This is a genomic window from Mycoplana ramosa, assembly GCF_041930185.1.
GTDB classification, from domain to species: Bacteria; Pseudomonadota; Alphaproteobacteria; order Rhizobiales; family Rhizobiaceae; genus Mycoplana; species Mycoplana ramosa.
Map to the genome: position 1 here is coordinate 193,313 of NZ_JBHEEW010000008.1, position 24,425 is coordinate 217,737.

Annotated in this window: 19 protein-coding genes; 12 read left to right on the forward strand and 7 right to left on the reverse strand. The window is 64.1% G+C overall.

The annotated features are described in order from the left end of the window. Positions 1–30: 30 nt before the first annotated feature. Positions 31–1,341 (reverse strand): MFS transporter, encoded by a 1,311-nt coding sequence (locus JNC62_RS12565; protein WP_374839226.1) that lies wholly within the window; start codon positions 1,339–1,341, stop codon positions 31–33. A 717-nt stretch (positions 1,342–2,058) separates the two neighbouring features. On the opposite strand from JNC62_RS12565, the gene JNC62_RS12570 reads away from it, so the two are divergent. From JNC62_RS12570 to ligA, 8 genes are all read left to right on the forward strand, one after another. Next, the gene (locus JNC62_RS12570; protein WP_374839228.1) at positions 2,059–2,982 is read left to right on the forward strand and encodes a D-alanine--D-alanine ligase; all 924 of its coding nucleotides are present in this window, start codon (positions 2,059–2,061) and stop codon (positions 2,980–2,982) included. Further along, positions 2,970–3,902, forward strand: a complete 933-nt coding sequence (locus JNC62_RS12575) for a cell division protein FtsQ/DivIB (RefSeq protein WP_374839229.1) — start codon at positions 2,970–2,972, stop codon at positions 3,900–3,902. The genes JNC62_RS12570 and JNC62_RS12575 overlap by 13 nt, the downstream gene beginning before the upstream one ends. Then, a complete protein-coding gene (gene ftsA / locus JNC62_RS12580) occupies positions 3,899–5,230 on the forward strand; it encodes a cell division protein FtsA (protein ID WP_374839231.1) in 1,332 nt (443 codons plus the stop codon). The genes JNC62_RS12575 and ftsA overlap by 4 nt, the downstream gene beginning before the upstream one ends. A gap of 104 nt (positions 5,231–5,334) precedes the next feature. Next, entirely contained in the window at positions 5,335–7,074 is a 1,740-nt protein-coding gene (ftsZ, locus tag JNC62_RS12585) for a cell division protein FtsZ (RefSeq protein WP_374839233.1), read from the forward strand. A gap of 307 nt (positions 7,075–7,381) precedes the next feature. Next, entirely contained in the window at positions 7,382–8,332 is a 951-nt protein-coding gene (gene lpxC, locus JNC62_RS12590; RefSeq protein WP_374839234.1) for a UDP-3-O-acyl-N-acetylglucosamine deacetylase, read from the forward strand. A gap of 172 nt (positions 8,333–8,504) precedes the next feature. After that, positions 8,505–9,368: an outer membrane protein assembly factor BamD gene (locus JNC62_RS12595; protein ID WP_374839235.1), complete on the forward strand. Its 864-nt coding sequence runs from the start codon at positions 8,505–8,507 to the stop codon at positions 9,366–9,368. A 20-nt stretch (positions 9,369–9,388) separates the two neighbouring features. After that, on the forward strand, positions 9,389–11,059 hold the full coding sequence (gene recN / locus JNC62_RS12600; RefSeq protein WP_374839237.1) for a DNA repair protein RecN: 1,671 nt from the start codon (positions 9,389–9,391) through the stop codon (positions 11,057–11,059). A gap of 360 nt (positions 11,060–11,419) precedes the next feature. Beyond that, positions 11,420–13,573 (forward strand): NAD-dependent DNA ligase LigA, encoded by a 2,154-nt coding sequence (gene ligA / locus JNC62_RS12605; RefSeq protein ID WP_374839239.1) that lies wholly within the window; start codon positions 11,420–11,422, stop codon positions 13,571–13,573. A gap of 127 nt (positions 13,574–13,700) precedes the next feature. On the opposite strand, the gene JNC62_RS12610 is transcribed toward ligA, so the two are convergent. Next, positions 13,701–15,749 (reverse strand): DEAD/DEAH box helicase, encoded by a 2,049-nt coding sequence (locus JNC62_RS12610; protein WP_374839240.1) that lies wholly within the window; start codon positions 15,747–15,749, stop codon positions 13,701–13,703. 290 nt (positions 15,750–16,039) lie between these two features. Here JNC62_RS12610 and panC point away from each other — a divergent pair, with 290 nt between their 5' ends. The 4 genes from panC to JNC62_RS12630 all read left to right on the forward strand — a co-directional run bounded on the left by panC (position 16,040) and on the right by JNC62_RS12630 (position 18,949). Then, positions 16,040–16,903, forward strand: a complete 864-nt coding sequence (gene panC, locus JNC62_RS12615) for a pantoate--beta-alanine ligase (RefSeq protein WP_374839241.1) — start codon at positions 16,040–16,042, stop codon at positions 16,901–16,903. Positions 16,904–16,916: 13 nt separating this feature from the next. Beyond that, positions 16,917–17,747, forward strand: a complete 831-nt coding sequence (gene panB, locus JNC62_RS12620) for a 3-methyl-2-oxobutanoate hydroxymethyltransferase (RefSeq protein ID WP_374839243.1) — start codon at positions 16,917–16,919, stop codon at positions 17,745–17,747. Positions 17,748–17,922: 175 nt separating this feature from the next. Further along, positions 17,923–18,633 (forward strand): AzlC family ABC transporter permease, encoded by a 711-nt coding sequence (locus tag JNC62_RS12625; protein WP_374839245.1) that lies wholly within the window; start codon positions 17,923–17,925, stop codon positions 18,631–18,633. Position 18,634: 1 nt separating this feature from the next. Beyond that, a complete protein-coding gene (locus JNC62_RS12630) occupies positions 18,635–18,949 on the forward strand; it encodes a branched-chain amino acid transport AzlD family protein (RefSeq protein WP_374839247.1) in 315 nt (104 codons plus the stop codon). A 53-nt stretch (positions 18,950–19,002) separates the two neighbouring features. On the opposite strand, the gene JNC62_RS12635 is transcribed toward JNC62_RS12630, so the two are convergent. The 5 genes from JNC62_RS12635 to JNC62_RS12655 form a co-directional block, all read right to left on the reverse strand. Beyond that, positions 19,003–20,844 (reverse strand): aminopeptidase P family protein, encoded by a 1,842-nt coding sequence (locus JNC62_RS12635; protein WP_374839249.1) that lies wholly within the window; start codon positions 20,842–20,844, stop codon positions 19,003–19,005. A 487-nt stretch (positions 20,845–21,331) separates the two neighbouring features. After that, complete coding sequence (locus tag JNC62_RS12640) at positions 21,332–22,210, reverse strand: 50S ribosomal protein L11 methyltransferase (protein ID WP_374839251.1); 879 nt, start codon at positions 22,208–22,210, stop codon at positions 21,332–21,334. Positions 22,211–22,304: 94 nt separating this feature from the next. After that, complete coding sequence (locus tag JNC62_RS12645) at positions 22,305–23,435, reverse strand: FAD-dependent oxidoreductase (protein WP_374839253.1); 1,131 nt, start codon at positions 23,433–23,435, stop codon at positions 22,305–22,307. 12 nt (positions 23,436–23,447) lie between these two features. Continuing rightward, positions 23,448–24,047, reverse strand: coding sequence for an SCO family protein (locus JNC62_RS12650; RefSeq protein WP_374839255.1), 600 nt, complete (start codon positions 24,045–24,047; stop codon positions 23,448–23,450). Positions 24,048–24,175: 128 nt separating this feature from the next. Further along, entirely contained in the window at positions 24,176–24,334 is a 159-nt protein-coding gene (locus JNC62_RS12655) for a hypothetical protein (protein WP_374839257.1), read from the reverse strand. Between the last annotated feature and the right edge of the window lie 91 nt (positions 24,335–24,425).

Below are 24,425 nucleotides of genomic sequence, written 5' to 3' on the forward strand. Positions count from 1 at the left end.
GCGCGGCCTTTTTCGTTCCATCGCCATCCGTCAGCCGGAGACTTCCTCTTCCGTCGACAGCAGCAGGCAGGCCAGCGTGATCACCGCAGCCGCCGCCAGATAGTAGCCGACGAAGTTCAGGCTGTAGGTCGTGGCAAGCCAGGTCGCGATATAGGGCGCGAGCGAAGCGCCGAAAATGCTCGCGAGGTTGAACGTCATCGATGCGCCCGTGTAACGCACCGACGTCGGGAACGGTGCGGCGAGCGCCGCGCCGATCGGGCCGTAGGTCATGCCCATCAGTCCGAGGCCGATGATCGAGCAGGCGAAGGCGCCGCCGAGACCGCCGGCGAGCATCGGTCCCATGAAGATCCCGAAGATGCCGATGCCGATCGTGGTCAGCACCAGCATCAGGCGCCGGCCGTAGCGGTCGGAGAGGATGCCGGAAACCGGAATCATCAAGCCGAAGAAGACGACGCCGGTCATCTGGATGACCAGGAACTGCTCGCGCGAATAGCCGAGCTTCGCCGTGCCCCAGGAGAGGGCGAAGACGGTCATCAGGTAGAACAGCACGAAGGTCGCCAGCGCCACGAAGGTGCCGAGCACGAGGCTGCGCTTGTGCGACTTCAGGATCTGGGTGATCGGCACCTGCACGCGCTCATGCTTGTCGATCGCCTTCTGGAATTCCGGCGTCTCGGTGATCTTCAGCCGGACATAGAGGCCGATGATGACGAGCAGAATGCTGAGGACGAACGGCAGGCGCCAACCCCAGGCGAGGAAATCCTCGTTGCTGAGCGTCTCTCCGAGGATCAGAAAGGTTCCAGCTGAAAGGATGAAGCCGATCGGGGCGCCGAGCTGCGGAAACATCGCATACCAGGTGCGTTTTCCGGGCGGGGCGTTTTCGGTGGCGAGCAGCACGGCTCCGCCCCACTCGCCGCCGAGGCCGAGGCCCTGGCCGAAGCGGCAAAGGGCCAGAAGCAGCGGCGCCCAGACGCCGATTGTCGCATAGGTCGGCAAAAGGCCGATCGCTACGGTGGAAATGCCCATCGTCATCAACGCGGCCACGAGCGTCGCCTTGCGGCCGATCTTGTCGCCGAAATGCCCGAACACCACGGCGCCGAACGGGCGCGCAAAGAAGGCGATCGAAAAGGTGGCGAAGGACTGCAGCATCGCCGATGTCGGATCGGCCGACGGGAAGAAGAGTTGCGGGAAGACGATCACCGCGGCGGTTGCGTAGACGTAGAAATCGAAGAATTCGATGGTCGTCCCGACCAGACTTGCAAAGAGGACACGCGCCGGAGAGTTCACGGCGGAGGCAGTCGAATGCGTTGCGGTCGGTGACACCGTCATGGAAGTGTCACTCATTCTTTCTCATACCTGTTGTTGGGATGTTCTTGCCGTCTTGGGAGGCAGCGACACTGCTCTTAGGCTATCGGACCCGGCGTTGAAACAAAAAAAAATGCTAAATTAGCCGGGTTTTTGTAATTCTTGCGACATTTTCAATCTGGCCGCGACATTTTCTTGAACGGCTCGCCAGCAAGGCAATGGCGGTCCCACGATTTGTTAACGCCCCGCCTTTAGGATCCGCGCGCCGTCGGAGCCGTGGCGGACGCGCTCCGAAACGCGATCGGCATCCGCACGTGACGCAGTCAAGCCCTCGCGCGAGGTGGGGCAGGGATCGGTCTTAACCGATAGCCCCGCGCGCATTCTTTCCCGGAATTGCCATTCTCGCTGGGCGCCTTAGCCTGGAAGGTGGTCGATGATGGCGAGTGAAGAGCCAAGCACGACAGGACGAATGTGGCCCGCTCCGGTTTCCGGGGGCGGGCCTTTCGTTTCTCTCCTCCCGTCCACACCACTTGCAACATGGCCAACTGTCTGATTCTAGTGCGCGAATTGATTCGGTGTTCTGAATCGGTGCGCTGAAATTAACGTCTTCGATCGCCGCTGGTTAACGAAAGTAAACGCTTCATTAACCATAATGCCGCTTTAGTAAGATCGTCTCGAGTGCCGAGTCGGTTCCATCAGGGGATCAGGTCCGCGCAAGCGAGTTCGTTCAGTGTGCGAGAGAGTCCGGGGGTGGAGATGAGCAAGCATGTAGCCGTGCTGATGGGCGGCGTTTCCTCCGAAAGGCCCGTGAGTCTTTCGTCCGGCAACGCCTGCGCAGATGCGCTTGAGGCTGCCGGCTATCGCGTTTCCCGGGTGGATGTCGGCTACGATGTCGCTACAGTGCTGTCGCACCTGAAGCCAGATGTTGCCTTCAATGCCCTGCATGGCCCGTTCGGTGAGGATGGCACGATCCAGGGCGTCCTCGAGTATCTCCGGATTCCATACACCCATTCTGGCGTGCTGGCGTCGGCGCTGGCTATGGACAAGGCGCAGGCGAAGATCGTTGCCAAGGCGGCTGGCATCCCCGTCGCGGAGGCGAAGGTGATGGGTCGCTTTGAATTCACCTCCAGGCATCCGATGAAGCCGCCCTACGTGGTCAAGCCGGTGCGCGAGGGCTCCAGCTTCGGCGTCGTCATCGTCAAGGAGGATCAGCCGCATCCGCCGCAGGTCATTACCTCCGACGACTGGCGTTATGGCGACCGGGTCATGGTCGAGCGCTATGTCTACGGCCGGGAATTGACGTGCGGGGTCATGGGCGATGTCGCCCTTGGTGTGACCGAGGTGGTGCCGCAGGGACACGGCTTTTACGATTATGACGCAAAATACGCGCAAGGCGGCTCGAGGCACGTCCTTCCTGCGCAAATTTCACCAAATATTTACCAAAAAATACAAACATTGGCCCTCAAGGCGCATCAGGCGATCGGCTGTCGCGGCGTCAGCAGATCGGACTTCCGATATGACGACCGCTTCTCCGAGAATGGCGAGATTGTGTGGCTGGAGATCAATACCCAGCCCGGCATGACCCCGACGTCCCTGGTGCCCGAGATGGCCGTTCACGCCGGCCATTCCTTTGGTGAGTTCTTGAGTTGGATGGTGGAGGACGCGTCGTGCTTGCGTTGATCGGCAGAAAGAGGAGCAAGGCGGCTCGGCAGGGCGCTGCGGGTCTCGTTGATGCTGATTCCGGCCGCGTGTTGCCGCGTCCGCTGCGCAGGGTCGTGCGTTTCACCGTCAGCCTCGCCGTCGGCCGCGTGCCGATTGCGCGCCACACGGGCACGGTTGCCGCCGTCGCCTTCCTGGCCGCGACCGGCTTCTACGGGATGTCGCTCGGCGGTCACACGCAGGATTTCACCCAGGTGACGACGGCGGCGGCGGGGTTTGCCATCGACGACGTGAAGGTTTCCGGTGCGCGCGAAACCTCGGAAATCGAGATCCTCGCGCATCTCGGTCTCGATGGCACCACCTCGCTTGTGGCGCTCGATGTCGAGGACGTGCGCGGCAAGCTCGCGGAGCTTCCGTGGGTGGAGGAGGTCTCCGTCCGGAAGGTGTATCCAGGCACGATCGAGGTCGTGCTCAAGGAGCGCGAGGCTTTCGCCATCTGGCAGCACGGCAACGATCTTTCGCTGATCGAGAGGAACGGCAGCGTCATCGCGCCGCTGCGTGACAACAAGTTCTCGAACCTGCCGCTGTTCGTCGGACGCGATGCGGAGACGGCCGCGGCGAGCTTCGACAAGCAGTTCGACAACTGGCCGGAAATCAAGGCGCGCGTGAAGGCGTACGTTCGAGTGGCCGGCCGGCGTTGGGACCTCCGTCTCGACAACGGCGTTGTCGTGAAGTTGCCGGAAACCAACATTGCCCGTGCCATGGACGTGCTGTCCAGGTTCGAGGCCGAGCACGGATTGCTGGAGCGCGACATCGCCGCCGTCGACCTGCGGCTGGAGGATCGCACTACGATACAGTTGACTGAAGGGGCCGCCGCCCGCCGCAAGGTGGTGCTGGAGCAACGCACCAAGGAACTCAAGAAGGTGACCGATCGCTCATGAGTATCTTTGGCTCCTCCCATTTCGGTCTGCCGCGTTTGAAGCCGCTCAATTCCAAGCGGTCGCACGTCGTTTCGGTGCTCGACATCGGCTCGACCAAGGTCGTCTGCATGATCGGGAAGCTGACGCCGCGACCGGAAAGCGAAATCCTTCCCGGCCGGACGCACGCGATCGAGATCATCGGTATCGGCCATCATCGCTCGCGCGGCGTGAAAAATGGGGTCATCGCGGACCTGGACGCGGCTGAAAGCGTTGTTCGCCTTGCCGTCGATGCCGCCGAGCGCATGGCGGGCCTGACGATCGACAGCCTGATCGTCAACGTCTCCGCCGGTCGGCTGCAGAGCGACATCTACACCGGCACGATCGATCTCGGTGGCCAGGAAGTGGAAGCGGCCGACCTGCGCAAGGTTCTGGCGGCGGCCGGCCAGCGCTCCCTGCGCCAGGACCGCGCCATCCTGCATTCCCTGCCGACCGGTTTCTCGCTGGACGGCGAGCGCGGCATCCGCGATCCGCTCTCCATGTACGGCGATGTGCTCGGCGTCGACATGCATGTGCTGACGGCTGAGCGGACCGCGCTGAAGAACCTCGAACTCTGCGTCAACCGTGCCCACCTCTCGGTCGAGGGCATGGTGGCGACACCTTATGCCAGCGGTCTTTCGGCGCTCGTGGACGACGAGGTCGAACTCGGTTGCGCCTGCATCGACATGGGCGGCGGAACGACGACGATTTCGGTCTTTGCCGAAGGCAAGCTCGTCCATGCGGACGCCGTCGCGCTCGGTGGCCATCACGTGACGACCGACATTGCCCGCGGTCTGTCGACCCGCATCGAGGATGCCGAGCGGCTGAAGGTCGTGCATGGCTCTGCGCTGCCGAATGCTTCGGATGAGCGCGACATCGTGGCCGTTCCTGCGCTCGGCGAGGACGACCGCGACCAGCCGACCCATGTGCCGCGCGCGCTGCTTTCGCGCATCGTGTGTGCCCGCATCGAGGAGACGCTGGAACTGATTCGCGACCGCATCCAGCGCTCCGGCTTCTCGCCGATCGTGGGCAAGCGGATCGTGCTGACGGGTGGCGCAAGCCAGCTGACGGGGCTGCCGGAAGCCGCGCGCCGGGTGCTTGCCCGCAACGTTCGCGTCGGGCGTCCGCTCGGAGTGTCCGGTCTGCCGGCCGCAGCCAAGGGGGCGGCATTCTCCACCGCGGTGGGACTGATGATCTATCCGCAGGTTGCGGAGCTGGAAACACACGCGACGCAAGGCGGCATGCTTGCGTCGCTTGCAGGCGGTAACAGCCGCATCGCCCGGATGGGGCAGTGGCTGAAGGAAAGTTTCTGACGGGTTTGCCGCAGGTGTGCGCGTAGCGGGAAAAACGGAATCGAGTTTTTGAGACATTGGCCGGTGTGGCGATGCGGGCCAGAACAGACAAAAGGAACAGTACAATGACCATCAAGCTGCAGAAGCCCGACATCACTGAGCTGAAGCCCCGTATCACCGTCTTCGGTGTTGGTGGCGGCGGCGGCAATGCGGTCAACAACATGATCACCGCAGGGCTGCAGGGCGTCGATTTCGTCGTCGCCAACACGGACGCCCAGGCACTGACCATGACGAAGGCCGAGCGGATCATCCAGATGGGTGCCCAGGTCACCGAGGGTCTCGGCGCCGGTTCGCAGCCCGAAGTCGGCCGCGCGGCCGCCGAGGAATGCATCGACGAGATCATCGACCATCTGAACGGCACCCACATGTGCTTCGTCACCGCCGGCATGGGCGGCGGCACGGGCACCGGCGCCGCCCCGATCGTCGCGCAGGCCGCCCGCAACAAGGGCATCCTGACCGTCGGCGTCGTTACCAAGCCGTTCCACTTCGAAGGTGGCCGCCGCATGCGGCTGGCCGAGCAGGGCATCCAGGAACTGCAGAAGTCGGTCGACACGCTGATCGTCATCCCGAACCAGAATCTGTTCCGCATCGCCAACGACAAGACGACGTTTGCGGATGCCTTCGCCATGGCCGACCAGGTTCTCTATTCGGGTGTCGCCTGCATCACCGACCTGATGGTCAAGGAAGGCCTGATCAACCTCGACTTCGCTGACGTCCGCTCGGTCATGCGCGAGATGGGTCGTGCGATGATGGGCACCGGCGAAGCTTCCGGCGAAGGCCGCGCGATGGCAGCAGCCGAAGCCGCAATCGCCAACCCGCTGCTCGACGAAACCTCGATGAAGGGCGCCCAGGGGCTGCTGATCTCCATCACCGGCGGCCGCGACCTGACCCTGTTCGAAGTCGACGAGGCTGCGACCCGCATCCGCGAGGAGGTCGATCCGGACGCCAACATCATTCTGGGCGCGACCTTCGACGAGGAACTGGAGGGGCTGATCCGCGTCTCCGTCGTTGCCACCGGCATCGATCGCGCCGCCGCGGAGGTGGCCGGCAAGAACGCCGACTTTCGTGGCGCAAGCAAGCCGCTGATTCGTCCGTCCGCTGCCGTTCCGGTTCAGCCTCAGGTGTCGCAGCCGGTTGCTCCGGCTCCGGTGATGAGCCAGCCGGCGGCACCGCAGCCAGTCGCCGCCCAGCCGCTTCGGGCCGCCGATCCGATCTCCGAAACGATCCTGGCGGCAGAGCTCGGCCTCGAGCGCGAACTGGCCCTGCCGGAGGCAAGGTCCGCGGCAGCCCCGCAGGAGGAGTTCCGGCCGCAAAGCCGTCTCTTTGCTACGGCTCCGGCGGCGGAAGCCCCGGTCGCCGCTCGCCCGGCGCCGACCCAGCAGCCGCAGTTCCAGCAGCCGGTCGCCGCAGCGCCGGTCGCCCATCGCGCAGAGCCGGCCGCACCGGTCATTCGCCAGGAGCCGGTCGCGACCCGCATGCCGCGGATCGAGGACTTCCCGCCCGTGGTCAAGGCCGAGATGGAGCACCGCAGCCAGCCGGCGCAGGTCCAGGCCGAAGAGCGCGGTCCGATGGGACTGCTGCGCCGCCTCACGTCGTCGCTTTCGCGCCGCGAGGAGGAGGAACCCCAGGCCGCAGCGGAGGCCGCTCCCGCGCCGCAGCGCCGGACACTGTCGCCTGAGGCCAGCCTCTATGCGCCGCGTCGCGGCCAGCTCGACGACCACGGCCGCGCCAATCCGCAGCCGCGCGCACTCAGCGAGGACGACCAGCTGGAGATCCCGGCGTTCCTGCGCCGGCAGTCCAACTGATTGTAACGGAAGATGTCAAAAGACCCGGATCCGTGATCCGGGTCTTTTCATTTTATTGTTGTTTATCAGGTAGATAGCTTAGGTCGGCAAGGCGTAACATATCGAAAGAAACAGTGATTTGTAAGGAAAGAGGCGCACAACTACATTCCGGCCGAAAACGAGGACATGGCCTTGATTCAAGGGTGAATTTTACCGCTCGGCGGTGGCCTCGGTAGCGCAGCTGCAAAACCGGACCTCAGTGGTTGCAGAGCGCGCTCGACAGACAAGACAACTGGCACGGTGCCAGTGCAGAACAAGGCAATAGGAAATGTCCATCAGCTTGCTGGGTTTTCAGACAACGATCTCGAGCCCGGTCACGATTTCGGGAACCGGCGTCCATTCCGGCGCCGTCGTTTCGATCACCTTCCACCCGGCCGAAGCCGATAGTGGCATTGTATTTCAACGCGTGCATGACAACGGCAGTGTGAGCGAGTACCGCGCGGTCTCCGCGCAGGTCGGCAACACGGACCTTTGCACCGTTCTCGGCTTTTCGCCGGAAAAATCGATCGCAACCGTCGAGCACGTCATGGCAGCGCTCTATGCGCTTTCGTTGGACAACGTCCTGATCGAGGTCCACGGGGCTGAAATGCCGATCATGGACGGCAGTTCCGCGCCGTTCATCGACGCGATCGACCAGGTGGGCCTGCTCCCGCTCGCCGTCAAGCGCCGCTATATTCGCGTCGTCAAGCCGGTTCGTGTCGAAGCGGGTGCATCCTGGGCGGAGTTCCTGCCGCACGACGGCACGCGCTTCGAGGTCGAGATCGATTTCGATTGTCCGCTGATCGGCCGCCAGGCCTGGAAGGGGGAGCTGACGCCCGCAACCTTCCGCAGCGAACTCGCGCGTGCCCGCACGTTCGGATTCATGCGCGACGTGGAACGTCTTTGGGCCGCCGGCTACGCGCTCGGGTCGTCGCTGGAGAATTCGGTGGTCATTTCCGACGACAACGCGGTGATCAACGTCGAGGGTCTTCGCTACAGCGACGAGTTTGCCCGGCACAAGACGCTGGACGCCGTCGGCGATCTGGCGCTGGCCGGGGCGCAGTTCATCGGCTGCTACCGCTCCTATCGCGGTGGTCACAAGATGAATGCACATGCGCTGAAGGCGTTGCTGAACGATCGTAACGCCTATGAGGTGGTCGAGGCATCGGCACCGCGCCGCGCCGGCAAGCGGGAACTCACAGCCGTCAATGCGCCGGGTTTTGCTCCCTGGTCTGCCTAGAAGGGCTCCAGGGCAAGGGTGACTCCCGCATCGCGGTGTTTTCACACACAGTTTGCCATAAAATTGCGTCAATGCGTCTGCATGGCGTTGCGGTCCGCGCGAGTTTGAGGATAGAACGCAAGGCTATTGACGGCGCTCGGCAAGGGCGCCGCGCTGATTTTGGGATTGTCAGATGAATATTGCAGGGACTGTTGGTGCGAAGCAATGGACGCGAATTGCCTGCGTCGTCTTCCTGTGCACAGCGCCGGTTGCGCTGACGGCTTGCCAGAGCGATCCCGACATCGATATCACCAAGCTGGCCGGTGAGACCGACCCGCCGGAAGTTCTCTACAACCAGGGCCTGGCCAACCTGAACGCAGGCAAGGTCACGGAAGCCTCGCGCAAGTTCGAGGCCATCGACCGTCAGCATCCCTTTTCCGAATATGCCCGCAAGGCACTGGTGATGAATGCTTTCGTCAACTACCGCCAGGGACGGACCGAGGAAGCGATTGCCGCCGGCAACCGCTATCTGAACCTCTATCCGGAATCGGAAGACGCGGCCTACGCGCAGTACATCGTCGGTCTCGCCTATGCGAAGCAGATCCCCAGCGTCACCCAGGATCAGCGGGCGGCGACCAAGACGATCGAGGCGATGCAGAACGTCGTCACCAAGTATCCGAAATCCGAATACGTCGAAGACGCCCAGGCCAAGATCCGCTTCGCGCGCGATCAGCTGGCCGGCAAGGAGATGCAGGTCGGCCGCTACTATCTGGAGCGGAAGGAATACCTTGCCGCCATCACGCGCTTCCGCACGGTTGTGGAACAGTATGGCAACACCAACCAGATCGAGGAAGCCCTCGCACGTCTGGTCGAATCCTATTATGCAATGGGTCTTGCCAGCGAGGCGCAGACCGCTGCGGCCGTCCTCGGTCACAATTATCCGGACAGCCAGTGGTATGCGGATTCCTACAAGCTGCTTCAGTCCAAGGGGCTTGAGCCGCGCGAGAACGCTGGTTCCTGGATTTCGCGTGCCGGCAAGAAGCTCATCGGCGCCTGAGAAAAGAGATATGGTCCCGGATGCTGGCACAGCTTTCGATCCGCGATATCGTCCTGATCGAACGGCTTGACCTTGTGTTCGAGGCTGGACTGTCGGTGCTCACCGGTGAAACCGGCGCCGGCAAATCCATCCTGCTCGACAGCCTGTCGCTTGCCCTCGGCGGGCGAGGAGACGGTGGATTGGTGCGCCACGGTCTCGACAAGGGCCAGGTGACGGCCGTGTTCGATGTGCCGCCCAGCCATGCAGCCCGGGTGTTGCTGCGCAGCAACGGCATCGACGACGACGGTGACCTCATCTTTCGCCGCGTGCAATCGGCGGATGGACGCACCAAGGCCTATGTCAACGACCAGCCGGTCTCCGTGCAATTGATGCGCCAGGCCGGCCAGCGGCTCGTCGAGATCCACGGCCAGCACGACGACCGGGCGCTGATCGACACCGATGCCCACCGGATCCTGCTCGACGCCTTCGGGGGCTTAGGCGAGCCGGCGGGGGAGGTGGCGACGCTCTACCAGCGCTGGCGGGAGGCCGAACGCGCGCTTCGGCGACATCGCGAAAGGGTGGAGGCGGCAGCGCGTGAAGCGGACTACCTTCGCTCTTCCGTCGAGGAACTGGAGAAGCTTTCCCCACAGGATGGCGAGGAGGAAGTCCTCGCCGAGGATCGCGCCCGCATGATGAAGGCGGAGCGTATCGCCGGCGACATCAACGAGGCGAGCGATTTCCTCAACGGCAATGCTTCGCCGGTGCCGGTCATCGCCTCGATGGTGCGCCGGCTGGAGCGCAAGAGCCAGGAGGCGCCGGGCCTGCTGGAAGAAACGGTCGAACTGCTCGGCCGCGCCGTCGACCAGCTTTCCGATGCGCAGATGGCGGTGGAGGCAGCGCTGCGCAAGACCGAATTCGACCCGAAGCTCTTGGAGCGGACGGAAGAGCGCTTGTTCGCGCTACGCGCCGCCTCGCGCAAGTACTCCGTCCCCGTTTCCGGGCTCCCGGCACTCGCCGCAAGGATGGTCGCCGATCTCGCCGATCTCGACGCCGGCGAGGAAAAGCTGGTCCAGCTCGAGAAGCACGTGACGGAAATGCGGGCGGCCTATGACGTTGCGGCGCGCGCGCTGTCGGATCGCCGGCACCATACGGCCGAGGCGCTTTCGACGGCCGTGATGGCGGAGCTTCCGGCGCTGAAGCTGGAGCGCGCCCGCTTCATGGTCAACATCACAACCGATCCGGATGGCGGCGGGGAGGACGGCATCGACACCGTCGAGTTTCATGTCCAGACCAATCCCGGCACCCGCCCCGGACCGATCATGAAGGTCGCGTCAGGCGGCGAACTGTCGCGTTTCCTGCTGGCGCTCAAGGTGGCACTTGCCGATCGCGGCTCCGCCCCGACCCTGGTCTTCGATGAAATCGACACCGGCGTCGGCGGCGCAGTCGCGGATGCGATCGGACAGCGGCTGAAGCGTCTGTCTTCGACGGTGCAGGTCCTTTCCGTCACGCATGCGCCGCAGGTCGCCGCGCGTGCAGCGACCCATCTTCTGATCTCCAAGGGACCGGTGGAAGGCAGCGAAGCGGTCGCGACCCGCGTCGCGCGGATGGACGAGGACGCGCGCACCGAGGAGATCGCCCGCATGCTGGCCGGCGCCTCGGTGACGGAAGAGGCGAGGGCGGCGGCGGCACGGTTGCTGTCCGGCGGCGGCTGAGGTCCCGGGCCGGCCTGTCCTTTCTCGTCTTCGTTTCTGCCGCGCTCTGAAAGCTGCGATCGCATATTGCCCCTCATCCGCCTGGCGGCACCTTCTCCCCGCAAGCGGGGAGAAGGGCACATGCCGCCTCGCCGCAACTAACCTCGCCGGTGAGTTCGGCGACTACCCTCGTTCCCTCCCGGTGAGGCCTGCAGAAATCTCGTTCCCTCTCCCCGCTTGCGGGGAGAGAGCTAGGGTGAGGGGCAATGAAGGGCGCTGAGGTGTCTTCTGCCTGATGCATGCAGAAATGTGCGCTCCACAATCATCTTCCCTTTCATTGCAGTTGCTCTAAAACCATCTCTCGGAATCGCGGAGTGGGCCATGGCAATCGGAAAGATCCCTGTCGAAAACCTGACCGAGGAGGCGGCAGCGGCCGAACTCGCCTATCTGGCGGCGGAGATCGCCCGGCACGACGAGCTCTACCACGGCAAGGACCAGCCGGAGATTTCGGATGCGGACTATGACGCGCTGAAGGCTCGCAACGAGGCGGTCGAGGCCCGCTTCCCGCAGCTGGTGCGCGCCGACAGCCCGTCGCGCCGCGTCGGCGCTGCGCCATTGCCGACTTTCGCCCCGATCGTCCACGCCCGGCCGATGCTGTCGTTGGACAACACCTTCTCCGACGACGACGTCCGCGATTTCATCGCCTCCGTCTATCGCTTCCTCGGCCGCTTGCCGGATGATTCGATCGCGTTTACCGCAGAGCCAAAGATCGACGGCCTCTCCATGTCGATCCGCTATGAGAACGGCCGTCTCGTCAACGCCGCCACCCGCGGCGACGGCACCACCGGCGAGAACGTGACCGCCAACATCCTCACCATCAACGAAATACCGAAACGCCTGCCTGCGGGTGCGCCGGCCATCGCCGAGGTGCGCGGCGAGGTCTACATGGCCAAGAGCGACTTCCAGGCGCTGAACGCGCAGATGGCCGCGGAAGGCAAACAGACCTATGTCAACCCGCGCAACACGGCCGCCGGATCGCTGCGCCAGCTCGATGCATCCGTGACGGCGAGCCGCAAGCTTCGCTTCTTCGCCTATGCCTGGGGCGAGATGTCGGAGATGCCGGCCGACACACAGCTTGGCATGGTGGAAGCGTTCAAGACCTGGGGCTTCCCGGTCAACCCGCTGATGAAGCGGATTTTCAAGGTCGAGGACATCATCGCCCACTATCGCGAGATCGGCCTTGCCCGTCCCGACCTCGACTACGACATCGACGGCGTCGTCTACAAGGTCGACCGGCTCGACCTGCAGGCGCGGCTCGGCTTCCGCTCGCGATCGCCGCGCTGGGCGACGGCACACAAATTCCCGGCCGAACAGGCGCTGACGACTTTGACGGCGATCGACATCCAGGTCGGCCGAACCGGGGCGTTGACCCCGGTCGCGCGCTTGGAGCCGGTGACCGTCGGTGGCGTCGTCGTGACCAATGCGACGCTTCACAACGAGGACTACATCCGCGGGGTGGGCAACAGCGGCGAGCCGATCCGCGAGGGGCGTGATATCCGCGTCGGCGACGTGGTGATCGTCCAGCGCGCCGGCGACGTCATCCCGCAGATCGTCGACGTGGTGATGGAAAAGCGGCCGCCGGACGCGGTGCCGTACGAGTTTCCGAGGACCTGCCCGGTCTGCGGCAGCCACGCGGTGCGCGATATCAACGAGAAATCGGGCAAGATCGACGCGGTCCGGCGCTGCACCGGTGGCTTTGTCTGCCGGGCGCAGGCGGTGGAGCACCTGAAGCACTTCGTCTCCCGCAACGCCTACGACATCGAGGGGCTCGGCTCCAAACAGATCGACTTCTTCTTCGAGGCCGAAGACCCGGCACTGACGATCCGGACGGCGCCCGACATCTTCACCCTGGAGGAGCGCCAGCAAGGTTCTCTCACCAAACTGGAGAACATCGAGGGCTTCGGACGCGTCAGCGTGCGCAAGCTTTACGACGCGATCAACGCACGCCGCACCATCGCGCTCAACCGCTTCATCTATGCGCTCGGCATCCGCCACGTCGGCGAGACGACGGCGAAGCTGCTTGCGCGCGCCTACGGCAGCTACGGCGCCTTCGAGGCCGGAATGAAGGCTGCCGTGCCGTTGAGCGGTGAAGCCTGGAACGAACTCAACGACATCGATGGGATCGGCGAGGTTGTCGCGCGCTCCATCGTGGAGTTCTTCAAGGAGCCACGCAATCTCGACGTGATCGAGCGCCTGCTCCGGGAGGTGACGCCCGAGGCGGCGGACGTGCCGGCCGCAAGCGATAGTCCGGTTGCCGGAAAAACCGTCGTCTTCACCGGCTCGCTGGAGAAGATGACGCGCGACGAGGCCAAGGCCATGGCCGAGCGGCTGGGCGCCAAGGTATCCGGTTCGGTCTCGAAGAAGACCGATCTCGTGGTCGCGGGACCGGGCGCGGGTTCGAAGCTCGACAAGGCCCGCGAATTCGGCGTCGAGGTGATCGACGAGGACCAATGGTTCGAGCGGATCAATTCCTGAGGGTGGCACGTCAAATGCGGCCGGCCAAAGCATATCGCGCAAAAGTGTGCCGCGGCTCTTGGACGAACGACATGCGATAGAACAAGGGCTTGAAGGGCAGGATGCGACTCCGGAGACGCGCCGCGCTTTAGCCGTTGTATTTCTTGGCCTTCTTCTTCTTGGCCAACGGAGCGTCGCCTTGCGCCCCCTTTGCACGCGGCCCCTTGCCCTTGAAGCCGGCGTCCTTGAAGCCCTTGCCCTGGAAATCATTGCCCTTGGAGGCCTTCTTGCCGAAGCCTGGCTTGTTCCAGGCGGGTGCCTCGTCGGAATTGCCTGCGGTGTGCGGGGTCTTGGCCGTATCCTTACGGAACGGTCTGTCGCCGGTTTCTGCGGCGGCGGGGCGCTTTTCGAACTTGTCGAACTTGCGCTTCGGCTTGGCCCCGTCGCGCTCCTCGCCGTGATCGCGCTCTCTGCGGAAGCGTTCCGGCTTGTCGAGCGCAGGCTTGTCGTACGTGGGTTTGCCGAATGCAGGCTTGGCGCGCGGCTTGGCCGTCAGGTCGGGTGCGCCGTCCAGTTCCGTGATGCGAATGCCCTTTTCCAGCAGACGCTTCGGTCCCACCTTGGCGAGGAAAGCGTCGGCGACGTCTGCGGAAAGCTCCACATAAGTCTCCTCCTGCTGCATCTTGATCGCGCCGATCTCGTTCTTGGTGAGGTCACCGTTGCGGCAGAGCATCGGAATCAGCCAGCGCGGCTCGGCGTTCTGTTTGCGTCCGACCGAAATGGAGAACCACCGAGCCGGGCCGAACTCTTCGCGCGAGCGTCGCGGCGTTGGCTCAGCACGATCGGCATGTGCCCGGTCCCGCGGTGCGCGCCGCTGGTCGAGGTTGACCTCCCTCAGGTCTTCCGGTGCCGAACGGCCGGCTCGATAGAGCCTGGCGAAGGCGGCGGCGATCTTCCGGGGTTCGACTGCGGAAAGCAGCGTGTCGACGAACGCGTTTTCATCCTCGGCGATAGGTTCGCTGAGAACCGGATCGGCAAGCAGCCGCTCGTCATCGCGACGCAGAATTGCGTCGGCCGATGGTGGTGTCGCCCATTCCGCCTTGATCCTGGCGCCGGCAAGCAGGCGTTCGGCCTTGCGCATCGCGGGGAGGGGAACGATCAGCGCGCTGACGCCCTTGCGGCCGGCGCGGCCGGTGCGGCCGCTGCGGTGCAGCAGCGTTTCCGGATTGGTCGGCAGGTCGGCGTGCACGACGAGTTCCAGATTGGGCAGGTCGATGCCACGCGCGGCAACGTCGGTTGCGATGCAGACGCGGGCGCGTCCGTCGCGCATGGCCTGCAGCGCATGGGTGCGCTCGTTCTGCGACAGCTCGCCCGACAGGGCGACGACGGAGAAGCCGCGATTGTTGAAGCGGGCGGTCAGGTGGTTGACGGCCGCGCGCGTCGAGCAGAACACGATCGCCGTCTGCGCCTCGTAGTAGCGCAGGACGTTGATGATGGCGTTCTCGCGGTCGGATGGGGTCACCGCCAGGGCACGGTACTCGATGTCGACATGCTGGCCGCGTTCGGCCGCCGTCGATACGCGGATGGCGTCGCGCTGGTAGCTGCGCGCCAGGTCCTCGATCGCGCGCGGCACGGTGGCCGAGAACATCAGCGTGCGCCGATCCTCGGGCGCCGCCTCGAGAATGAATTCGAGATCCTCGCGGAAGCCGAGGTCGAGCATCTCGTCGGCCTCGTCGAGGACGACGGCGCGCAGGTCGGAGAGGTCGAGAGAGCCACGGTCGATGTGGTCGCGCAGGCGCCCCGGCGTGCCGACGACGATCTGTGCGCCGCGATCGAGCGCCCGGCGTTCGGTGCGGATGTCCATGCCGCCGACGCAGGAGGCGATCACCGCGCCGGTCTCACCGTAGAGCCATTCGAGTTCGCGCTGGACCTGCAGCGCCAGTTCGCGCGTTGGGGCGATCGCCAATGCCAGCGGGATTGCGGCCGGGCCGAAGCGATCTTCGCCTTCCAACAGCGTCGGCGCCAGCGCCAGGCCGAAGGCCACGGTCTTGCCGGAGCCGGTCTGGGCGGAGACCAGTATGTCCGCCTCGTTCAGCGTCGGGTCGGAAACGGCCTTCTGCACGGGTGTCAGGGTGGTGTAGCCGCGTTTTGCCAACGCGCTTGCCATCGCCGGAGCGAGGCCTTCGTATTCGGTCATCTCAGGTCTTTCGGATAATGTCGTTTCGCAGCACCTTGTTGGATCACGATGGTGCCGGACCGCGCATCGGCCCACATATGGCCGACCATTTGGCGGCGTTCCTACTGCGAAGCGGTGGAAAAGTACAGCGACAATATTGCAAATGCGAACACCGGCCCAGGTTCGCTATCGCGTTAATGATTGTCTTTTTGCGTTGCACAAGTTAGAAAGCGGCGCTGCCGCAAAAAAGCCCAGATGCGTTGGCGACGGGCGCCCGGGGAGTGGCGCTGATGGATTAGAGGGTCCGCCGGATGCAAACCATCACCACGATCGCGGGATTGCGCGCCGCACTTGCACCCCATCGTGCCGCCGGCAAGTCGATCGGGCTGGTGCCCACAATGGGCTATCTTCATATCGGCCACATGGAACTGGTGCGGCGTGCCCGCGCCGAAAACGACCTTGTCGTCGCCTCGATCTTCGTCAATCCGCTGCAATTCGGCGCAAGCGAGGATCTTGGGCGCTATCCCCGCGACCTGCCGCGCGATCAGGCGATGCTCGAACAGGGCGGCGTCGATTTTCTGTTCGCACCCGGCGTGGGCGACATGTATCCCCGTCCGATGGAGACGGTGGTGGATGTGCCGACGCTTGGTTCCAAGCTTGAGGGCGAGGTACGGCCGGGACATTTTGCCGGCGTCTGCACCGTCGTCACCAAGCTGTTCAATATCGTCGGGCCCAACCGTGGGTACTTCGGTGAAAAGGATTACCAGCAACTCGCCATCATCCGCCGCATGGCCGAAGACCTGGCGCAGCCGGTCGAGGTGATCGGTGTGCCCACCGTGCGTGAGCCGGACGGGCTCGCCTGTTCCTCGCGCAACGTCTACCTCTCGCCGGAGCAGCGCGCCGCCGCCGTCATCGTGCCGCGCGCGCTCGACGAGGCTGCGCGGCTGATTGCAGGCGGCGAGAAGGACGCGGGCAGGATCGAGGCGGCCGTCAGAGCCTTTGTCTCCGCCGAGCCGCTGGCGGTGCCGGAGGTGGTCGCGCTGCGCGATCCGGAAACGCTGGCAGAGATCGCCGAAGTCGGCGACGAACCCGTTCTCTTGTTGCTTTTCATCCGGTTTGGGAGCACGAAGCTGCTCGACAACCGGGTCATCGGCACGAACACGGTCAAGCAGTAAAGGTAGCCTGGCGATGAGCGTACATGTAACGAAACGGCGTCTTGCCCCTGCCGATATCACCGCCCTGAAGGGGCAGCGGCCCATCGTCAGCCTTACGGCCTATACGACACCGATCGCCAAACTGATGGACCCGCATGTGGATTTCATGCTGGTTGGCGATTCGCTTGGCATGGTGCTCTATGGTCTCGACTCGACCGTCGGCGTGACGCTGGAAATGATGATCGCGCACGGCCAGGCCGTCATGCGCGGTTCCAGCAACGCCTGCGTCGTCGTCGATCTGCCATTCGGCTCCTATCAGGAATCGAAGGAACTGGCCTTCCGCAGTGCCGCCCGGGTGCTGAAAGAAACCGGCTGCAGCGCGATCAAGCTCGAAGGCGGCGCAGAAATGGCCGAAACGGTGGCGTTCCTGACGCAACGCGGCATTCCCGTGCTCGGCCATGTCGGCCTGATGCCGCAACTGATCAACACCACCGGCGGCTATCGTTCGCTCGGCCGCAGCGACAAGGAAGCGGAGAAAATCCGCCGCGACGCCAAGGCCATCGACGATGCCGGCGCGTTTGCCATTGTCATCGAGGGAACGGTGGAGCCGGTTGCCCGCGAAATCAGCGCCCTGATAAAGGTTCCGACGATCGGCATCGGCGCGTCGCCGGCCTGTGACGGCCAGGTGCTTGTCGTGGACGACGCGCTTGGAGTCTTCACGGATTTCAAGCCACGTTTCGTCAAGCACTTCGCCAATCTGGCGCCGCTGATGAGCGAGGCGTTTGCAGCCTATGCGGAAGAGGTCAAGGCACGGACTTTCCCGGGGCAGGAGCACACGTTCCAGGTGAAAAGCAAGACCGCCTGAGCCATGTGAGGCTGAGCGAGCGGCGTTCCGGGTCCCGTTGTACGGGGATGCCCGTATTGCGGTCACGGCTGCCGGGGCGCGATGGTTCAGCAGAATCAATGGATCCATCAGTCTAATTCAATTGCTCTGAATGCTTGGTGAGAATAGAGGTGCCATTCAACGAAAGGCACCTCCCTTGAGCAGAGCTGATTTCAACGAAGGCATGCGCGCCGCAGCGCCGGTGTGCATTTCCGCAGCACCCTTCGGTGCGCTGTTCGGGGCCGTCGCGGTCGCCAACGGCCAGACGATCGCCGAGGCGGCGCTGATGAGCCTCACCCTGTTTGCTGGTGCGAGCCAGCTCGTTGGCATCGAACTGTTCGGCCAGAAAATCGCGCCGTGGATTATCGTGCTGTCGATTTTTGCGGTGAACTTCCGACACATTCTCTATTCGGCGGCGATGGCGCCCTATGTGCGGCATTTCACGCCGGTGCAGAAGTTCTTCGGGTTCTTCCTGCTCACCGATCCGCAGTTCGCCGAGACGGTCAATCGGGGCGAGTCGGGGCGAGGGGTAAGCTTTTCCTGGTACATCGGCTACGGGGCCATGATCTACGTCCCCTGGCAGGTGATGACGGTGCTGGGCGGCGTGTTCGGCCAGTGGATCGGTGACCCGAAGATGATCGGCATCGACGTGCTGCTGCCGATCTACTTCATGGCGCTGGTCCTCGGTTTCCGCAAACGGCCGAATTTCCTGCCGGTCGTCGCCATGAGCGGTGCCGCCTCGGTGATCGCCTACCACACCGTCGGGTCGCCCTGGCATGTCAGCATCGGCGCCGTTGCCGGCATGCTGCTTGCGGCAGCGCTGCCGGTGAAGCGCGAGGAGCGCCGCGTGGCGACGCAGGAGGACTGACATGGCGGCGTATTTCCACACCGACATGGTGCTCATCATCCTCGCCGGGGCCGTCGCCACCTTCCTGACGCGCATCGGCGGTTACGTGCTGATCACACGGATGAAGTCGATTCCGCCCCGCCTCGAAGCGGCACTGAACGCGGTGCCGGCGGCCGTGCTCACGACGCTCGTTGCACCCGCCTTCTTTACCGGCGGGCCGGACGTGCAGGTCGCCATGGCCGCCGCCCTCATTGCCAGCCTCCGCCTGTCGATCCTGCCCATGCTGTTCGTCGGCTGGTGCGCGGTGATGCTGATGCGCTACGCGCTTGGCGGGTAAGGGCAGGCGCCAAGCAAAAATGGGAGGCGCACGCCTCCCTTCTTGTGCCTCCGTCAAGCACCGTGGCTGAACGGTGCGGTCGCCGCGGTCAGCCAGTCGCGCACGTTTGCATCCTCGAGCAGCGGCATCAGCGCCGCGCGCGTCTGGGCGTGGTACGCGTCGATCCAGTGCAGTTCCTCGCGGGTCAACAATTCCGTCAGGATCAGCCGCTTGTCGATCGGGCAGAAGGTCAGCGTCTCGAAACCGAGCATGTCGATGTCGCCACCGTCGACCGGCGCGGCCGGCAGGACATGGACCAGGTTTTCGATGCGGATGCCGAAGCTTCCCGGGCGGTAATAGCCGGGTTCGTTGGAGAGGATCATGCCCGGCAGCAGTTCCTGGGTCGACAGCCGCGCGATGCGCTGCGGCCCTTCGTGGACCGACAGGTAGGAGCCGACGCCATGACCGGTGCCGTGAGCGAAATCCGCCCCGGCCTTCCACAACGCGATGCGGGCGAGCGGGTCGAGGTCGCAGCCGCGCGTCCCTTTGGGGAAGCGAGCGGTGCTGATGGCGATCATGCCCTTCAGGACGAGCGTGAAGAAACGCTTCTGTTCCTCCGGTACGTCGCCGATCGCAACCGTGCGGGTAATGTCGGTCGTGCCGTTGATGTACTGCGCGCCGGAATCGATCAGGAACAGCGTTCCGTCTTCGAGTTTCGCATCGGTGTCGGTCGTCACGCGATAGTGCATGATCGCGGCATGGGCGCCGGCGCCGGCAATCGTGTCAAAGGAGATGTCCCGCAGCGGATTCTGCATGCGCTCGCCGACGGCGGCGCGGCAGGCCTCCAGCTTCTTCGTCACCTCGATCTCGGTCAGCGTACCGGGGCGGCTTGCGTCGAGCCAGGCGAGAAACTCCACGATCGCCGCGCCATCCTGCAGGTGCGCCTTGGCCGAGCCGGCCAGTTCGATCTCGTTCTTGCAGGCGCGCGGCAGCCGGGCGGGATCGGCCGCTTCGATGACCGTGCCGCCGGCGATGCGGATCGCTTCCGCGAGCGCAAACGGTGCCTGGTCCGGGTCGATCTGGATCTTCTTGCCCGCGCTGGAAAGGGCGGCGATGCGGCCGCCGAACTCCGACGGCGGCAGGAAGTCGGCAAGCTGGGTGAGGTAGGCTTCTTCCTCGATCCCCGTCTTGCGCTTGTCGATGAAAAGTTCGGCCCTGCCATCCGCATGCAGAATGGCGCGGGCGAGGGGGTGAGGGGTGTGCGGGACGTCGCTGCCCCGGATGTTGAACAGCCAGGCGATCGTCGACGGATCGGTCACGGCCAGCGCGTCGGCCCCTGCCTCGCCAACCTTCGCCGCCATCTCCGCGATCTTGTCCCTGGCCAGCTTGCCGGCAAACTCCTGCGGCTGGATGCGCACACGGCCGAGCGGCTCGGTGGGGCGGGCTGTCCAGAGACGGTCGAGCGGATTGCGATCAAGCTGAACCAGCACGCCGTCGATTTCCTTCAGCGCCTTCTCCAGCTTGCGCACCTCGGCCCCGGTATGCAGCCAGGGATCGATGCCGAGGCGGAAGCCCTTCGCCATGTGCTTCGGGATCCAGGTGTGCGGCGGCTCGTTGACCAGGTCGCCGCCCTTGAACACGCTGCCGTCCACCTGCTCGGCGAGTTGCGTCACGTAGCGGCCATCGACGAAGACGATGGCTTCGCCGCGCGTGACGAGCGCAACGCCGGCCGAGCCGGTGAAGCCGGTCAGCCAGGCGAGTCGCTCGGCGCATTTTGGCACGTACTCCCCCTGAAACTCGTCGGCGCGGGGCACGAGGAAGCCGTCGATGCCAAGGGTGTCGAAGGTGGCGCGCAGCGCGTCGCTTCGTTCGCGGCCAAACTGCGGGGTGGAGGTGACATCGAAACTCTGAAACATGATTTGGCTTCCGGCTGAACTGGACTCGCGCGACTCTAGAACAACTGCCTGCGAAGTGAAATCGTGGTCATGGACAATCGTTCGTCGGCCGGCCGGCGCGCGCCGCAGTTCTGCCGGAAGGCGGAGAGCAATGCTTGCATCCATGCGCTCTACGCATGGCTCCCATGCCCAATTAATCCTGTCCTTATTTTTTGCTTGGGCTATAAAGCGGCCAACGAAGCGAACGCGAGTTGCGCTTGAAACGAAAATAAACGAAAGTTTCGCCGGAAGGCGATGCTGCTAGGTGTTCCGATCAGACGCTTGTCCGGTCACTCCTCCTCCCTCCTCCGGGTAGGCGTTCGGAGCACATAGGGTCCGCTTGAGCTCTCCTCCTCCTTAAGGCTCGCGGACAGACCGGCTTGCCGGTCATGGGCGGTGCCTCTGGCACCGCCTTTTCTCTTTTCAGACCTCCCGGCCGTATCCCTGCGCGGCCGGGAGGTTTTTCGTTTCACGCTCTGTCGAGGTGGATCGTCACCCAGCCGTTGCGCCAGATCGTGCGCACGTGCCGCAGGCCCGCGCCGTTGTAGGCCGACAAGACCTTCCAGCGCTGGTTGGCAAGGATGCCGGACAGGATGACGTGTCCTCCCGGCGCCAGATGCGCCACAAGCTGCGGCGCCATCCGCATCAGGGGACGGGCCAGAATGTTGGCGATGATCAGGTCGAACGGGCCATGGCGGCGGAAGGCCGTGTGGTGGAATCCGGGCGCAGTCTCAAGCGTGATGCCGCTGGCGATCTTGTTGTTGCGCACGTTTTCGCGCGCCACCTTCGTCGCGATCGGGTCGATGTCGGTCGCAAGCACCGGAATGGGCGCGAGCTTGCGGGCGGCGATCGCCAGCACGCCGCTGCCGGTGCCGAGATCGAGAGCGGAGCGGATCGTTTTCGCCCGCATGACGCTCTCGATCATTTCGAGGCAACCCGCCGTCGTGCCGTGATGCCCAGTGCCGAAAGCCTGGCCGGCATCGATCTCTATGGCAATCTCGCCCGCTCGCACCGTGTCGCGGTCATGCGAGCCGTGGACGACGAAGCGGCCCGCCCGCACAGGCTGCAGCCCTTCCAGCGACTTGGCGATCCAGTCGACGTCGGGGATCTCCTCGCGCTCGATCACCGCATCGGGAAAATCATCCTTCAGCAGCGCGGCGAAGCGTTCCCGGACCTCTTCTTCCTCGTCCGCCATCAGATAGACGGACGCTTCCCATCGGTCCGCCTTCTCGTCGATCTCCATCGTGGCGATGGCGTAGCCTTCTTCCTCGAAGACATCGGTCATCAGGTTGAGGATCGCTTCGGCGTTCCGTTCGGTCGTGGTGATGAATAGACGGATCTCGCTCACGTGGGGCTGTTCCTGCATGGCTGGGCGGGCCGGTGTCGCCGACCGTTTCGGTTCGCGGATGCGCTAGCATGTCCGGGCCACCGAGCAAAGCCGTTCAGTGCGTTCGGGCGATCCAGGGCGGGTGAGGCGTGTCCATCCCGGCAATTCCCGACACGAGCCGGTGCTCGGCAAAGGGGAGGTAAGCCATCAGCGGAAGCAGCCGTTCGCGCAGCGTGAGCGCCAGGGGACGCTCCAGTGTGGCAAGCGCCGTCAGCATCCGCGTCTGACGCAGAACACTCCGTACGGCCGGCAGGCGCAGCGCCGAATATTCCGATTCGCGCCCTTCGGAGATGAGCCAGGCGAGCCAGCAGGCGTCCTCGATGCCGAGATTCATGCCGCGCGCCCCGATCGGCGAATGTATGTGGGCCGCGTCGCCGGCAAGATAGACGCGACCGATCGACATCGCATCGACATGCCTGAAGCTCACGTTGAACTCCGACCGCCAGGTCTGTTCGACCGGATCATGCGGGTGCACGATTCGGTCCTCGAAATCCGGCAGCGTCGAGATGTAGCGCAATAAATTGGCACGGACCGGAATGCAGCCGAGGACGCCGGGATTGGTGAAATCCACCCGCGCATAGCTGACGTCGACCGGGGCGCCATAGGCATAGTCGGCCAGGAAGAAGTCGTTCTCCAGCGCCTCGCCCGGAAAGGTGAAGCCGCAGGACTTGCGCACGACCGAGTGGGCGCCGTCGGCACCCACCAGAATCGTCGGCTTGACCGTTTCGCCGCTGTCGTCCTTGCGAATGAGGGTGACCTCGGGGTCCTCCGCGCCGCCTTGCACGGTGTTCACCGTCGTGTGCCACTCGGGTTCGACCTCGAAGGTGCGGAGTTGCGCCAGCAGGAGGCGTTCGGTGGCACCCTGCGGCAGGATGCTCAAGGCGGGGGCCTGCCCGCGGAACTTGTTCGTGTGAATGGTCAGCAGCGGCGTACCTTGCGAAGTGAGCTGAAGCCCTTCGATCGGTAAGGCTTGGGCACGTATCTGTCCGGCTATTCCGGACGGTTCGAGCAGTTCCAGCGTCCGCGCATTGACACCGAGCGCCCGGCTCTCGATTTCCGACACGGGCCCATCGGTCTGGGTCACGATCCGCGGCTTGATTCCCCGCCTGGCCAATTCAAGCGCAAGTGTAAGACCAACTGGTCCCGCGCCGGCGATGAGGATCGAAATGTCGGCGCGTGAGACCATGACCGAAGATCCCTATCCCTTGATGAGGTTCTCCAACTTTTGTACGGCAACATCGGGATTCTCGCCATAGGAGATGGTGCCTCGGAAGCGTCCATCGCGATCGAGCAGGAAGACGGAGGCGGTGTGATCCATCGTGTATTCGCCCGTCGGGTTCTTCTCGTCCACCGGGACTTTGCGCGCATAGACGCGATAGCCCTTCACCATCTCCATGACCTTGTCGGTCGGTCCGGAGATCCCGGTGATCCGCTTGGAAACGTTGGAAACATAGGCTCCAAGAATTTCCGGGGTGTCCCGTTCGGGGTCGACGGTGACGATATAGGCCTGCATCTTTGTCCCGTCGGGATCGACCTTGGCGAGCCATCCGTCAAGCTCGAACAGGGTTGTCGGGCAAACTTCGGGGCAGTGGGTAAAGCCGAAGAAAAGCGCCGTCGGCTTGCCGGTGAAGGCCTGTTCCGTGATCGGCTGGCCATCCTGGGCGACGAGCGCAAAGGGGACGCCGAACGGGCCTTCAGCGAGCTTTTCGCCGGTCTTGGACATTTCCAGGGTCAGCCAGCCGAGCAGGCCGGCCAGAAGGGCTATGGCAATCCAGAGCGCGATGCGTACGGTTTTCATCGAGTTATCCGCGATAATGTGCTGTCGCCACGGTTGTCGGCGAGCCTGCTGGAGTCATAGTTCCTCAAGCGCTGGTCGGCAAATGCGCGTATCGCCGCAACCGCGTGCTCGCGGCAATGTGATCAGTTTCAAAAGCACCAGGAGAGACCTGTCTCCGCCATGGTCAGCAGGATCGACGATCCGTGATCGACCCATCCGGCGAAAGCCAGCGAAAAAAGCACGGCAAGCAAGACGAGCGCCAGAGTGAGCGCAATTCCGGAGCGGGCGGTGAGACGGTTTGTAGTCATGCACGTAACCTAGCCTAGATTGCCCCAAACGGGAATGAGGTGGCGCGAACCTTTCGCCCATGTCGTAACAATGATCTGTTCCGCCGCCGGG

What these genes read in the sequence shown, in the direction of transcription:
- JNC62_RS12565 (WP_374839226.1), bottom strand. Translation starts at nt 1,341, where the DNA reads ATGAGTGACACTTCCATGACGGTGTCACCGACCGCAACGCATTCGACT.
- JNC62_RS12570 (WP_374839228.1), top strand. Translation starts at nt 2,059, where the DNA reads ATGAGCAAGCATGTAGCCGTGCTGATGGGCGGCGTTTCCTCCGAAAGG.
- ftsA (WP_374839231.1), top strand. Translation starts at nt 3,899, where the DNA reads ATGAGTATCTTTGGCTCCTCCCATTTCGGTCTGCCGCGTTTGAAGCCG.
- ftsZ (WP_374839233.1), top strand. Translation starts at nt 5,335, where the DNA reads ATGACCATCAAGCTGCAGAAGCCCGACATCACTGAGCTGAAGCCCCGT.
- lpxC (WP_374839234.1), top strand. Translation starts at nt 7,382, where the DNA reads ATGTCCATCAGCTTGCTGGGTTTTCAGACAACGATCTCGAGCCCGGTC.
- JNC62_RS12595 (WP_374839235.1), top strand. Translation starts at nt 8,505, where the DNA reads ATGAATATTGCAGGGACTGTTGGTGCGAAGCAATGGACGCGAATTGCC.
- recN (WP_374839237.1), top strand. Translation starts at nt 9,389, where the DNA reads ATGCTGGCACAGCTTTCGATCCGCGATATCGTCCTGATCGAACGGCTT.
- ligA (WP_374839239.1), top strand. Translation starts at nt 11,420, where the DNA reads ATGGCAATCGGAAAGATCCCTGTCGAAAACCTGACCGAGGAGGCGGCA.
- JNC62_RS12610 (WP_374839240.1), bottom strand. Translation starts at nt 15,749, where the DNA reads ATGACCGAATACGAAGGCCTCGCTCCGGCGATGGCAAGCGCGTTGGCA.
- panC (WP_374839241.1), top strand. Translation starts at nt 16,040, where the DNA reads ATGCAAACCATCACCACGATCGCGGGATTGCGCGCCGCACTTGCACCC.
- panB (WP_374839243.1), top strand. Translation starts at nt 16,917, where the DNA reads ATGAGCGTACATGTAACGAAACGGCGTCTTGCCCCTGCCGATATCACC.
- JNC62_RS12630 (WP_374839247.1), top strand. Translation starts at nt 18,635, where the DNA reads ATGGCGGCGTATTTCCACACCGACATGGTGCTCATCATCCTCGCCGGG.
- JNC62_RS12635 (WP_374839249.1), bottom strand. Translation starts at nt 20,844, where the DNA reads ATGTTTCAGAGTTTCGATGTCACCTCCACCCCGCAGTTTGGCCGCGAA.
- JNC62_RS12645 (WP_374839253.1), bottom strand. Translation starts at nt 23,435, where the DNA reads ATGGTCTCACGCGCCGACATTTCGATCCTCATCGCCGGCGCGGGACCA.
- JNC62_RS12650 (WP_374839255.1), bottom strand. Translation starts at nt 24,047, where the DNA reads ATGAAAACCGTACGCATCGCGCTCTGGATTGCCATAGCCCTTCTGGCC.
- JNC62_RS12655 (WP_374839257.1), bottom strand. Translation starts at nt 24,334, where the DNA reads ATGACTACAAACCGTCTCACCGCCCGCTCCGGAATTGCGCTCACTCTG.